Annotated in this window: 11 protein-coding genes; 3 read left to right on the top strand and 8 right to left on the bottom strand. The window is 60.0% G+C overall.

The genetic code is table 11. The features are described 5' to 3' along the window. Positions 1-21: 21 nt before the first annotated feature. The 8 genes from rseP to rpsB all read right to left on the bottom strand — a co-directional run bounded on the left by rseP (position 22) and on the right by rpsB (position 7,514). Positions 22-1,374 carry an RIP metalloprotease RseP gene (rseP, locus tag NQL71_RS08755; RefSeq protein ID WP_046816516.1) on the bottom strand — a complete coding sequence of 451 codons (1,353 nt, stop codon included), beginning with the start codon at positions 1,372-1,374 and terminating at the stop codon, positions 22-24. A gap of 77 nt (positions 1,375-1,451) precedes the next feature. Beyond that, complete coding sequence (gene ispC / locus NQL71_RS08760; protein ID WP_046816515.1) at positions 1,452-2,642, bottom strand: 1-deoxy-D-xylulose-5-phosphate reductoisomerase; 1,191 nt, start codon at positions 2,640-2,642, stop codon at positions 1,452-1,454. Next, positions 2,639-3,445 (bottom strand): phosphatidate cytidylyltransferase, encoded by an 807-nt coding sequence (locus tag NQL71_RS08765; protein ID WP_046816514.1) that lies wholly within the window; start codon positions 3,443-3,445, stop codon positions 2,639-2,641. The genes ispC and NQL71_RS08765 overlap by 4 nt, the downstream gene beginning before the upstream one ends. After that, positions 3,445-4,200 carry a polyprenyl diphosphate synthase gene (gene uppS / locus NQL71_RS08770; RefSeq protein ID WP_046816513.1) on the bottom strand — a complete coding sequence of 252 codons (756 nt, stop codon included), beginning with the start codon at positions 4,198-4,200 and terminating at the stop codon, positions 3,445-3,447. The genes NQL71_RS08765 and uppS overlap by 1 nt, the downstream gene beginning before the upstream one ends. 13 nt (positions 4,201-4,213) lie before the next feature. Next, complete coding sequence (frr, locus tag NQL71_RS08775; protein WP_008057309.1) at positions 4,214-4,771, bottom strand: ribosome recycling factor; 558 nt, start codon at positions 4,769-4,771, stop codon at positions 4,214-4,216. After that, positions 4,768-5,511, bottom strand: a complete 744-nt coding sequence (gene pyrH, locus NQL71_RS08780; protein ID WP_003222124.1) for a UMP kinase — start codon at positions 5,509-5,511, stop codon at positions 4,768-4,770. Before pyrH ends, frr begins: the two co-directional genes overlap by 4 nt. 211 nt (positions 5,512-5,722) lie before the next feature. Continuing rightward, positions 5,723-6,586, bottom strand: a complete 864-nt coding sequence (gene tsf, locus NQL71_RS08785; RefSeq protein ID WP_046816512.1) for a translation elongation factor Ts — start codon at positions 6,584-6,586, stop codon at positions 5,723-5,725. A 190-nt stretch (positions 6,587-6,776) separates the two neighbouring features. Then, positions 6,777-7,514, bottom strand: a complete 738-nt coding sequence (gene rpsB, locus NQL71_RS08790) for a 30S ribosomal protein S2 (RefSeq protein WP_003222119.1) — start codon at positions 7,512-7,514, stop codon at positions 6,777-6,779. A 373-nt stretch (positions 7,515-7,887) separates the two neighbouring features. Between rpsB and map the strand changes: the two genes are divergently transcribed. The 3 genes from map to dapC all read left to right on the top strand — a co-directional run bounded on the left by map (position 7,888) and on the right by dapC (position 12,735). Continuing rightward, positions 7,888-8,670 carry a type I methionyl aminopeptidase gene (gene map, locus NQL71_RS08795; protein ID WP_046816511.1) on the top strand — a complete coding sequence of 261 codons (783 nt, stop codon included), beginning with the start codon at positions 7,888-7,890 and terminating at the stop codon, positions 8,668-8,670. A gap of 41 nt (positions 8,671-8,711) precedes the next feature. Then, the gene (locus tag NQL71_RS08800) at positions 8,712-11,414 is read left to right on the top strand and encodes a [protein-PII] uridylyltransferase (protein ID WP_046816510.1); all 2,703 of its coding nucleotides are present in this window, start codon (positions 8,712-8,714) and stop codon (positions 11,412-11,414) included. Positions 11,415-11,535: 121 nt separating this feature from the next. Next, positions 11,536-12,735, top strand: a complete 1,200-nt coding sequence (gene dapC / locus NQL71_RS08805; RefSeq protein ID WP_248686055.1) for a succinyldiaminopimelate transaminase — start codon at positions 11,536-11,538, stop codon at positions 12,733-12,735. Positions 12,736-12,738: the final 3 nt, after the last annotated feature.

A 12,738-nucleotide genomic window follows, 5' to 3' on the forward strand; every position in this document is an offset into this window, starting at 1 on the left:
GATTCGCAATTCAGCGAAGCGTTACAGTCGACCCAGATCATTAACCAGAGCAAGCAACATCACCCCGATCACCAAACTGATACCGATCTGTATCCCCCAACCTTGCACCCGATCCGACAAGGGACGACCACGCGCCCACTCAATCAGATAAAACAACAAATGCCCCCCATCCAGCACAGGAATGGGCAGCAAATTCAGAACCCCCAGGCTAATACTCAGATAAGCAAGGAAATTCAGGAAATCAGCGACACCCGACTGGGCCGAAGCGCCCGCCACTTTAGCAATGGTTATCGGTCCACTCAAGTTTTTTACCGAGAGCTCACCGAACAACATTTTCTTCAGCGAATCGAGGGTCAGCAGGCTCATCGTCCAAGTGCGGCGAGCCCCCTCCCCCACGGCTGCCAACGGCCCGTAACTGACTTCGCGAATCATCTCTGGTGGCCAATCGACAGCTTTTACCCCTGCCCCCAAGTAACCACTGGGTGCCTTTTTTTCGCCACGGGCAGCCAACATCACCGGGACATCGATTTGAGCACCATCACGCTCGACCCGCAGCATGATTTTGGTATCAGGATGCATGCGGACTGTATCGACGACCTGTTGCCAGTCATCCACCGCCTTGCCGTCGAGCGCCAACAGCCGGTCACCGGTCTTCAGGCCGGCAGCCTGGGCCGGGCCTTTGGAGTCCAGTTCAGCGAGGACGGGCGGCAATGCCGGGCGCCAGGGGCGAATGCCCAGGGAGCGAATTGGATCCGGCTCATCAGCGCCCTTGAGCCATTTGTCCAGCACCAGCTCACGAGGCGAATCCACTGTGGTGCCCTGCTCACGAACCACCAGCTGCAGTGAACCGCTTTCACCCAGGCGACGGACCAATTGCAGATTGACCGCCGCCCAACCCGAAGTGGGCTCGCCGTCGATGGCCACGATTTCCTGGCCTGCATTCAGGCCCGCCTTGGCAGCCAGGCTTCCAGACTCTACAGCACCAATGACCGGACGGACCTGTTCGGTGCCGAGCATCGCCAATGCCCAGAAAAACACCATCGCCAACAAGAAGTTGGCAATCGGCCCCGCCGCCACGATCGCAATACGCTGGCGCACGGTTTTACGGTTGAAGGATTGATCGAGCTGATCGGCCGGTACTTCACCCTCACGCTCATCGAGCATTTTCACGTAGCCACCCAGCGGAATGGCAGCTACCACGAATTCAGTACCCTTCCTGTCGTGCCAGCGCAGCAGCGGCATGCCGAAGCCCACGGAGAAACGCAGCACCTTGACCCCACAGCGACGCGCGACCCAGAAATGGCCGAACTCGTGGAAGGTAACCAGCACGCCCAAAGCGACCAGGGTGCCGACAATCATATAGAGCGCGCTCATCTATTTTCTCCGCATTTCTATCGAGCCCTGCATCCAGTGCTGCATCCAGTGCTGCATGGGCCAGCGCATTGCAATACTTAACGCCCGTGGCGACTTAACCATTGCCCGGCCAGCACACGCGCCTTGGCGTCCGCCGTGAACACCGCCTCAAGATCACTCACTGCAACCACAGGTTCGAGATTGAGTACTTCCTCGATGATACTCGCGATTTCCAGGTAACGAACCCGTCCGTCGAGAAAGGCTGCCACAGCGACTTCATTTGCCGCATTCAACATCGCCGGAGCGCTGTTGCCCGCCTCGGCTGCCTGACGCGCCAGGCGCAGGCACGGGAACCGATCTTCATCCGGAGCCTGGAAGTCCAGGCGCGCGACGGCAAACAGATCCAGCGGCGGCACGCCGGAGTCGATTCGCTCCGGCCAGGCCAGGGCGTTGGCAATCGGCGTGCGCATGTCGGGGTTACCCAACTGGGCCAAGACCGAACCGTCGATGTAGTCGACCAGCGAATGAATCACGCTTTGCGGGTGGATCACCACCTCAACCTGGGAAGGCTTGGCATCGAACAGCCAACAGGCCTCGATCAACTCAAGCCCTTTATTCATCATGCTGGCCGAATCGACCGAGATCTTGCGCCCCATGGACCAGTTAGGGTGGGCACAGGCCTGCTCGGGCGAAACATGCGCCAGTTCAGCCATGGGCGTCTGCCGGAACGGACCGCCAGAGGCGGTCAGCAGGATCCGGCGCACGCCGACCGACTCCAGGCCACGGGCAAAATCCCGGGGCATGCACTGGAAAATCGCGTTGTGCTCACTGTCGATCGGCAGCAACACCGACCCGCTCTTGCGCACGGCCTGCATGAACAATGCGCCAGACATGACCAGCGCTTCCTTGTTGGCCAGGAGGATCTTCTTGCCGGCCTCGACGGCCGCCAAGGTCGGGCGCAAGCCCGCCGCACCGACGATGGCCGCCATCACCGCATCGACCTCAGGGTCGGCAGCCACCTGGCACAACCCCTCCTCCCCTACCAGTACGCGAGTCGATAGGCCGGCGGCGTGCAGATCATCCTGCAATCGGCGGGCAGCACTGGCTTCAGGCACCACGGCGTACCGTGGCGCGTGACGCACGCACAGCGCCAGCAGTTCACTCAGACGACTGAAACCGCTCAAGGCGAAGACTTGATAGCGCTCGGGGTGACGAGCGATGACATCCAGGGTGCTCAGACCGATCGAACCGGTCGCCCCCAGGACGGTAATCTGCTGAGGGCGGCTCACGGTGCGGCCATCCACAACAGCACGGCAAACAGCGGGATCGCCGCGGTCAGGCTGTCGATGCGGTCCAGCACGCCACCATGCCCAGGTAGCAGGTTGCTGCTGTCCTTGATCCCGGACTGGCGCTTGAACATGCTTTCGGTGAGATCACCCACCACCGAGATGAACACGATCAGCGCAGCGCCGATCAGCCCCTTGAACAATTCAGCCACCGTCCAGTCGCGCACCAGGGCAACCAGGGTGGTGATCACAAGGCTCAGGGCCAGGCCGCCATATACGCCTTCCCAGCTTTTGCCTGGGCTGACCTGAGGCGCCAACTTGCGCTTGCCGAAAGCACGCCCGGAGAAATAAGCGCCAATGTCCGCCCCCCAGACCAACACCATCACCGCCATGATCAACCAGTTGCCCAGCGGATACTGCTTGATCTGCACCAGGCCTTGCCAGGCCGGCAACAGGATCAGCAGGCCGATCAACAGCTTGCAGGCGGCGCTCGCCCAATGCGCACTGGAGCGCGGGTAGGTCAGCACCAGATAGGTCGCCAGCGCCCACCAGAGCACCGAAGCCCCCAGCACCCAGGGCGCCAGGCCAGGCAGGATGTACATGACGAACAGCATCACTGCGACGACGGCGGCATAGCCGACACGAAACGCTTGCGCAGTGAAACCGGCCAGGCGCGCCCATTCCCAGGCGCCCAGGGTCACGACCAGGCCGATGAACAGCGCAAAAGCGGAACCCTCCAGCAGAAAAAACCCACACAGGGCAATCGGCAGCAGGATCAGCGCGGTGATGATTCGTTGTTTAAGCATTAAACCCGGGCTCCAGCCTCGACCTGCTCGCTCGTTTTACCGAAGCGGCGCTGGCGAGATGCGAAATCGGCCAGCGCATTGCGCATGGCATCGTGTTTGAAGTCCGGCCAGAACAGGTCGGAGAAGTACAACTCGGCGTAGGCCAGTTGCCACAGCAGGAAGTTACTGATGCGATGTTCGCCGCCGGTACGGATGCACAAGTCCGGCAACGGCAGGTCGCCGGTGGCCAGACAGGTTTGCAGCAGTTCCGGGGTAATGTCTTCCGGCCGCAGGTGCCCTGCCTGAACTTCACGCGCCAGACGCTGTGCGGCTTGTGCGATATCCCACTGACCGCCGTAGTTGGCGGCGATCTGCAGGACGAAGCGATTGGCGCCGGCTGTCATGGCCTCGGCTTCACGCATGGCAGCCTGAAGCTCCGGATGAAAGCGCGAACGGTCGCCAATGATGCGCAAGCTGATGTTGTTGTCGTTGAGGCGCTTGGCCTCTCGACGCAATGCCTTGAAGAACAGATCCATCAAGGCACTGACTTCATCGGCAGGACGCTGCCAGTTCTCGCTGGAGAACGCGAACAGGGTCAGCACTTCCACCTTGGCTTCGGCACACACCTCGATGACCGCCCGAACCGCATCCACACCCGCTTTATGCCCGGCGACACCCGGCATAAAGCGTTTTTTCGCCCAGCGATTATTACCATCCATGATGATCGCGACATGGCGCGGCACCGCGGAAGGTGCAACCTGCTTGGTCTTTTCCATGAAAACGCGACCCTTATACGGCCATCAGGTCTTTTTCTTTCTGCGCCAGGTTCGCGTCGATTTGAGCCACGTACTTCTTGGTCAGATCATCGATTTCGCCGGTTGCGCGACGCTCTTCGTCTTCGCTGATTTCCTTTTCCTTGACCAGATCCTTGAGCTGGCTGTTGGCATCGCGACGGATGTTGCGCACAGCAACACGCGCGTCTTCAGCCACGTCACGCGCCTGCTTGGTGAAGCCCTTGCGGGTTTCTTCGGTCAGGGCCGGCATGGAGATCAGCAGCAGCTCGCCCAGGTTGGTCGGGTTCAGGTTCAGGCCAGCGCTACCGATCGCCTTGTCGACGGCGCCCAGCATGTTGCGCTCAAAGGCAACGACTTGCAGGGTGCGAGCATCTTTGACGGTGATGTTGGCTACTTGCTTGATCGGGGTATCGGCACCGTAGTACGGCACCATCACACCTTCCAGGATGCTCGGGTGAGCCTGGCCGGTACGGATACGACCGAAGTTGTGCGCCAGCGATTCGACGGACTTCTGCATGCGCTCTTGAGCGTCTTTCTTGATTTCGTTGATCATTGTTGGCCTTCCTCGATCAGGGTCCCTTCAGCGCCACCGTGCACGATGTTCAGCAGGGCGCCGGGCTTGTTCATGTTAAATACGCGCAACGGCATCTTGTGGTCGCGGCACAGGCAAATAGCCGTCAGATCCATCACGCCCAGCTTGCGATCCAGTACTTCATCGTAGGTCAGATGATCGAACTTCTCGGCATGCGGGTCTTTGAATGGGTCAGCGGTGTAGACGCCATCGACCTTGGTTGCCTTGAGCACGACATCGGCGTCGATTTCAATTGCACGCAGGCAAGCAGCCGAATCCGTAGTGAAGAACGGGTTGCCGGTGCCGGCCGCGAAAATCACCACGTCCTTGGAGTTCAAGTGGCGCATGGCCTTGCGGCGATCGTAGTGATCGGTCACACCAACCATGGAGATGGCCGACATCACGATGGCCGAGATATTGGCACGTTCCAGCGCATCGCGCATGGCCAGGGCGTTCATCACAGTGGCCAGCATGCCCATGTGGTCGCCGGTGACCCGGTCCATGCCCGCCTTGCTGAGCGCTTCGCCGCGGAACAGGTTGCCGCCGCCGATCACCAGGCCGACCTGGACACCGATACCGACCAGTTGGCCGACTTCCAGCGCCATGCGATCCAGAACTTTCGGGTCGATCCCGAACTCTTCCGAGCCCATCAGGGCCTCGCCGCTAAGCTTGAGTAGAATGCGTTTATAGCGAGCCTGATAACCACTGCCCTGCTGAGCCATTGCGAATCTCTCCTGCGGCGTATTTTAAAAAATTCTTTGCGAGCTGTTTTCAGCTGGCGTTCACTCTAGCGTGGCGCTGCTTCAGCGCCATCGGAACATGGCTTTGTAAGCCAGTTCCAAACGGAAGCCAATAAAAATTGGCTGCCCATCTGAAAAGAGGCTGCGCGCGTGAGCGGGCAGCCTCTTCAGGGCGACAGTTAAAAAAACCGTCTTATTGCTTGGCGGCAGCCAGTTGTGCGGCAACTTCTTCAGCGAAGTTGTCAACTGGCTTCTCGATGCCTTCGCCTACCTTGAAGTAGGTGAAGGAAACGATTTCAGCGCCGGCTTTCTTGGCCAGGGCACCAACGGTGAGCTCTGGGTTCATGACGAAAGCTTGCTCAACCAGGCTGGCTTCGGCCAGGAACTTGGTGATACGGCCAGCAATCATCTTCTCGACGATTTCAGCAGGCTTGCCTTTCATCTTGTCTTCGTTCAAGGACATGAAAACGCCCTTTTCACGCTCGATGGCTTCTGGCGAAACCTGCGAAGGCAGCAGGAACTCAGGGTTGCTTGCAGCCACGTGCATGGCGATCTCTTTGGCCAGCTGAACATCGCCGCCCTTGAGAACAACAGCAACACCGATCTTGTTGCCGTGCAGGTAAGTACCGACCACGTCACCTTCAACGCGAACCAGGCGACGGATGTTGACGTTTTCGCCAACTTTGGCCACCAGGGCTTCACGAGCCGATTCCTGAGCGGCGATCAGCGGAGCTGCGTCGGTCAGTTTTTCAGCAAAGGCTTTTTCTACGCTGGCAGCAACGAAGTTCTTGAAGTCGTCTTGCAGGGCCAGGAAGTCGGTCTGCGAGTTCACTTCCAGCAGTACGGCGGACTTGTCGTCAGCCTTGATGGCGATAGCGCCTTCAGCGGCAACGTTGCCCGCTTTCTTGGCAGCCTTGATGGCGCCCGAAGCACGCATGTCATCAATGGCTTTTTCGATGTCGCCGCCAGCCTTGGTCAAGGCTTTTTTGCAGTCCATCATGCCTTCGCCAGTACGCTCGCGCAGTTCTTTGACCAACGCTGCAGTAATCTCTGCCATTTCTAAATTCCTCTTGGATAGGTTATCAACCATTCCACCCGATCGAACGGGCGTTCAATTCTTCCCGAACCATCCTTGTTAGCTGCCGCACGTTACAGATAGATCAGTGGGCGCCGACAAATGGTTTTCGAGGTGGCAAAAAGGGGGCCAAGCCCCCTTTTTGCTTACTGAGTCAACGCCAGGGCGTCAATTACTCAGCTGCAGCCTGAGTTTCTTCAGCTGCGAACTCTACGGTGCCGCCGGCAACGTTGTTGCGACCACGGATCACAGCGTCAGCCATCGAACCCATGTACAGCTGGATAGCGCGGATTGCGTCATCGTTGCCTGGGATGATGTAGTCAACGCCTTCCGGGCTGCTGTTGGTATCGACAACGCCGATGACCGGGATGCCCAGCTTGTTGGCTTCGGTGATCGCGATGCGCTCGTGATCAACGTCGATAACGAACAGAGCGTCTGGCAGACCGCCCATGTCCTTGATACCACCCAGGGAACGATCCAGCTTTTCCAGGTCACGGGAGCGCATCAGCGCTTCTTTCTTGGTCAGCTTGGCGAAAGTACCGTCTTCGGCTTGTACTTCAAGGTCACGCAGACGCTTGATGGAAGCACGGATGGTCTTGAAGTTGGTCAGCATGCCGCCCAACCAGCGGTGATCGACGTACGGCGAACCGCAACGTGCTGCTTCTTCAGCAACGATCTTGCCAGCGGAACGCTTGGTGCCGACGAACAGAATCTTGTTTTTGCCCTGGGCCAGACGCTCTACGAAAGTCAGAGCTTCGTTGAACATTGGCAGGGTTTTTTCAAGGTTGATGATGTGGATCTTGTTACGCGCGCCGAAAATGTATTTACCCATTTTCGGGTTCCAGTAACGGGTCTGGTGACCGAAGTGCACACCGGCCTTCAGCATATCGCGCATGTTGACTTGGGACATGATAGTTCCTTAATAAGTCGGGTTTGGCCTCCACGTATCCCAATGACCAACCACCAGCATTTCGCTTGCGGCACCCAGGTCATCGTGTCGACACGTGTGTGGATTTAGGCTTTTCGGGGCATCCCCGGAAAGCGGCGCATTTTATATCACAAGGCAGGGAAAAACGGAACCCGGATTCTACAATCGAGGCGAATGCTCATCATCACCCCCTTGGAATCCGCCCAGAATGCACCATTCTATAAAGAGAAGCGATGCACAGAGCCGCGGATTTGCGTTGATCGTCTGTTAGAATCGCGTTTTTCAGGGCTGCGAAGAGCGATCGCGCAACGCCCTTTTCGTCAAGAAAGCGCCATCGAGCGCAGAGAGAGCCTGTATGACCGTCACCCTCAAAACCCCCGAGGACATCGCAAAAATGCGCGTCGCCGGCAAACTGGCCGCCGATGTGCTGGAAATGATTGCCGAACATGTCAAACCGGGCGTTACCACCGATCAACTGAACCAGATCTGTCACGACTATATCGTCAACGAACAGAAGGCCATCCCTGCCCCGCTGAATTACAAGGGCTACCCGAAGTCGATCTGCACCTCGATCAACCACGTGGTCTGCCACGGCATCCCGAACGACAAGCCGCTCAAGGATGGCGACACCTTGAACATCGACGTCACCGTCATCAAGGACGGCTACCACGGCGACACCAGCCGCATGTTCCACGTCGGCACCGTACCTGTCTGGGCCGAGCGCCTGTCGCAAGTAACCCAGGAATGCATGTACAAGGCGATCGAAATCGTCAAGCCCGGCTGCCGCCTGGGCGACATCGGTGAAATCATCCAGAAGCACGCCGAGAAAAACGGCTTCTCGGTGGTTCGCGAGTTCTGCGGCCACGGCATCGGCAAGGTGTTCCACGAAGAGCCGCAGATTTTGCACTACGGCCGTGCCGGCACCGGCATGGAGCTCAAAGCCGGCATGACCTTCACCATCGAGCCGATGATCAACCAGGGCAAGGCCGACACCAAGGTGCTGGGCGATGGCTGGACCGCGATCACCAAGGATCGCAAGCTGTCGGCGCAGTGGGAGCACACCCTCCTGGTGACCGAAACCGGCTACGAGATCTTCACCTTGCGCAGCGATGACACCATCCCCCGCGTTTCGGCCTGATCCCGTCACCGTCCCCAGCCTATAGAAAGGAAAGCCAATCAATGCCGCAGGTGGATCCCGAACTCTTCGATCGTGGCCAGTTCCAGGCTGAACTGGCCCTGAAGGCCAGCCCGATCGCGGCCTTCAAGAAGGCGATCCGCCAGGCTCGCGAAGTGCTCGACGGACGCTTTCGCAGCGGCCGGGACATTCGCCGATTGATCGAGGACCGCGCCTGGTTCGTCGACAACCTCCTGCAAAAGGCCTGGGAACAGTTCGACTGGAGTGAAGACGCCGACATCGCGCTGGTCGCGGTCGGCGGCTACGGCCGTGGCGAGCTGCACCCCTATTCCGACATCGACCTGTTGATCCTGCTCGACAGTGCCGACCACGAGGTTTTCCGCGATTCCATCGAGCGTTTCCTGACCCTGCTGTGGGACATCGGCCTGGAAGTCGGCCAGAGTGTTCGGTCGGTCGAGGAGTGTGCCCAGGAGGCCCGCGCCGACCTGACAGTCGTGACCAACCTGATGGAAAGCCGCACCATCTGCGGCCCGGAACACTTGCGCCAACGCATGCTGGATGTCACCAGCACCGCGCACATGTGGCCGAGCAAGGACTTCTTCCTGGCCAAGCGCGCCGAGCAGAAGGCTCGTCACCACAAGTACAACGACACCGAATACAACCTGGAACCCAACGTCAAGGGCTCGCCCGGTGGCTTGCGGGATATCCAGACGATCCTCTGGGTGGCCCGTCGCGAATACGGCACCTTGAACTTGCGGGCACTGGCCGGCGAAGGGTTCCTGGTCGAAAGTGAAAACGCCTTGCTGGCTTCCTCCCAGGAGTTCCTGTGGAAGGTCCGGTACGCCCTGCACATGCTCGCCGGACGCTCCGAAGACCGCCTGCTGTTCGATCACCAGCGCACCATTGCCGGGCTGCTGGGGTTTGAGGGGGACGACGCCAAGCAGGCCGTCGAGAACTTCATGCAGCAATATTTCCGCGTGGTCATGAGCATTGCCCAGCTCAGCGACCTGATCATCCAGCACTTCGAGGAAGTCATCCTCGCGCCGGAGGATGCGGCACCGCCACAACCGGTCAACTCGCGATTCCAGCTGCACGACGGCTATATCGAAGCGCGCAACGACAATGTGTTCCGCCGCACGCCGTTCGCCATGCTCGAGATTTTCGTGCTGATGGCCCAACAACCGGAAATCAAGGGTGTGCGTGCCGACACCATTCGTCTGCTGCGCGAGAATCGGCACCTGATCGACGACAACTTCCGCAACGACATTCGCAACACCAGCCTGTTCATCGAGCTGTTCAAATGCAAGATCGGCATCCACCGCAACCTGCGCCGGATGAACCGCTACGGCATTCTCGGGCGTTATCTGCCGGAATTCGGTTTCATCGTCGGGCAGATGCAGCACGACCTGTTCCATATCTATACGGTCGACGCCCACACCCTGAACCTGATCAAGCACCTGCGTAAGCTGCAGTACACCCAGGTCTCGGAGAAATTCCCGCTGGCCAGCAAGCTCATGGCCAAGCTGCCCAAGCCCGAACTGATCTACCTGGCCGGCCTGTACCACGACATCGGCAAGGGCCGGCACGGCGATCACTCGGAAATCGGCGCGGTCGACGCAGAGGCCTTCTGCCAGCGCCATCAGTTGCCGGTGTGGGACAGCCGCCTGATCGTCTGGCTGGTGCAAAACCACCTGGTGATGTCGACCACGGCCCAGCGCAAGGATTTGTCCGACCCGCAGGTGATCCATGATTTCGCCCAGACCGTGGGCGACGAAACCCGCCTCGACTACCTGTACGTGCTGACGGTCGCCGACATCAATGCCACCAACCCGACGCTGTGGAACTCCTGGCGGGCCAGCCTGCTGCGCCAGCTCTATACCGAAACCAAGCGCGCCCTGCGTCGCGGCCTGGAGAACCCGGTGGACCGCGAAGAGCAAATCCGCCAGACCCAAAGCGCCGCGCTGGACATCCTCGTGCGGGGCGGCACCGACCCGGACGACGTCGAGCAATTGTGGGCGCAACTGGGTGATGACTATTTCCTGCGCCACACTGCCGGCGACGTCGCCTGGCACAGTGATGCGATCCTCCAGCAGCCAGCCGACGGCGGGCCGCTGGTGCTGATCAAGGAAACCACCCAGCGCGAGTTCGAGGGTGGCACGCAGATCTTCATCTACGCACCGGACCAGCACGACTTCTTCGCCGTGACCGTGGCCGCGATGGACCAGCTCAACCTGAACATCCATGACGCCCGGGTCATCACCTCCAGCAGCCAGTTCACCCTCGACACCTACATTGTGCTCGACACCGACGGCGACTCGATCGGCGATAATCCGGCGCGGGTCAAGCAGATCCGTGACGGCCTGACCGAAGCCCTGCGCAATCCGGACGATTACCCGACCATCATCCAGCGTCGGGTGCCGCGCCAGCTCAAGCATTTCGCCTTTGCGCCACAGGTGACGATCCACAATGACGCCCAGCGTCCGGTGACCGTACTGGAACTGACCGCCCCTGACCGCCCTGGCCTGCTGGCACGGGTCGGCACGATTTTCCTGGAGTTCGACCTGTCGCTGCAAAACGCCAAGATCGCCACCCTCGGCGAGCGCGTGGAAGACGTGTTCTTCATTACCGACGCGAACAACCAGCCGTTGTCCGACCCGTTGTTGTGCAGTCGGTTGCAAGACGCAATCGTCGAGCAGTTGAGTGTTAACCAGGAACCCGATATCAAGTTGTCGCGCATCAGTATCTGAATATACATATTCCCCCTGTGGGAGCGGGCTTGCTCGCGAAAGCGTCCTGTCAAACACCATTGATGGCGACAGACACACCGCTTTCGCGAGCAAGCCCGCTCCCACATTGAACGAGGCCCTCATGAACAACGCCCTGACCCAGCTCCAGCCCTACCCGTTCGAAAAGCTCCGCGCCCTGCTCGGCAGCGTCACGCCCAACCCGGACAAGCGCCCTATCGCGCTGTCGATCGGCGAACCCAAGCACCGCTCGCCCAGCTTCGTCGCCGAGGCGTTGGCCAGCAACCTGGATCAGATGGCCGTGTACCCGACCACCCTCGGTATCCCCGCGCTGCGCGAAGCCATCGCCGCCTGGTGCGAGCGTCGCTTCGGCGTGCCGAACGGCTGGATCGACCCGGCGCGCAACGTGCTGCCGGTCAACGGTACCCGTGAAGCGCTGTTCGCCTTCACCCAGACCGTGGTCAATCGTGGCGACGATGCCCTGGTGGTCAGCCCCAACCCCTTCTACCAGATCTACGAAGGCGCCGCGTTCCTCGCCGGGGCCAAGCCGCACTACCTGCCGTGCCTGGACGAAAACGGCTTCAACCCGGATTTCGATGCCGTTTCCCCGGACATCTGGAAACGCTGCCAGATCCTGTTCCTGTGCTCGCCGGGTAACCCGACCGGCGCGTTGATCCCGGTCGACACCCTGAAGAAGCTGATTGCCCTGGCTGACGAACACGACTTCGTGATCGCCGCCGACGAATGCTACAGCGAGCTGTATTTCAACGAACAGACGCCGCCGGCCGGCCTGCTCAGCGCGTGCGTGGAATTGGGCCGCAAGGATTTCAAGCGTTGCGTGGTCTTCCACAGCCTGTCCAAGCGCTCCAACCTGCCGGGCCTGCGTTCGGGCTTCGTGGCCGGTGACGCGGATATTCTCAAGGGCTTCCTGCTCTATCGCACCTACCACGGCTGCGCGATGCCGGTCCAGACCCAACTGGCCAGCGTCGCCGCGTGGAACGACGAAGTACACGTACGCGCCAACCGTGCGCTGTATCGCGAAAAGTATGACGCCGTGCTGGAAATCCTCAGCCCGGTGCTGGACGTGCAACGCCCGGACGGCGGTTTTTACCTGTGGCCGAATGTGGCCGGTGACGACGCAGCCTTCTGCCGCGACCTGTTCGAGCAGGAGCATGTGACCGTGGTGCCGGGCTCCTACCTGTCGCGGGATGTCGATGGCGTCAATCCGGGTGCCGGCCGTGTGCGCATGGCGCTGGTTGCGCCGTTGGCCGAGTGTGTCGAGGCTGCGCAACGTATCCGCGACTTCATCCAGCGCCGCAAATAACCG

The sequence above is a fragment of the Pseudomonas serbica genome, from assembly GCF_028823535.1.
Classification (GTDB): domain Bacteria; phylum Pseudomonadota; class Gammaproteobacteria; order Pseudomonadales; family Pseudomonadaceae; genus Aquipseudomonas; species Aquipseudomonas serbica.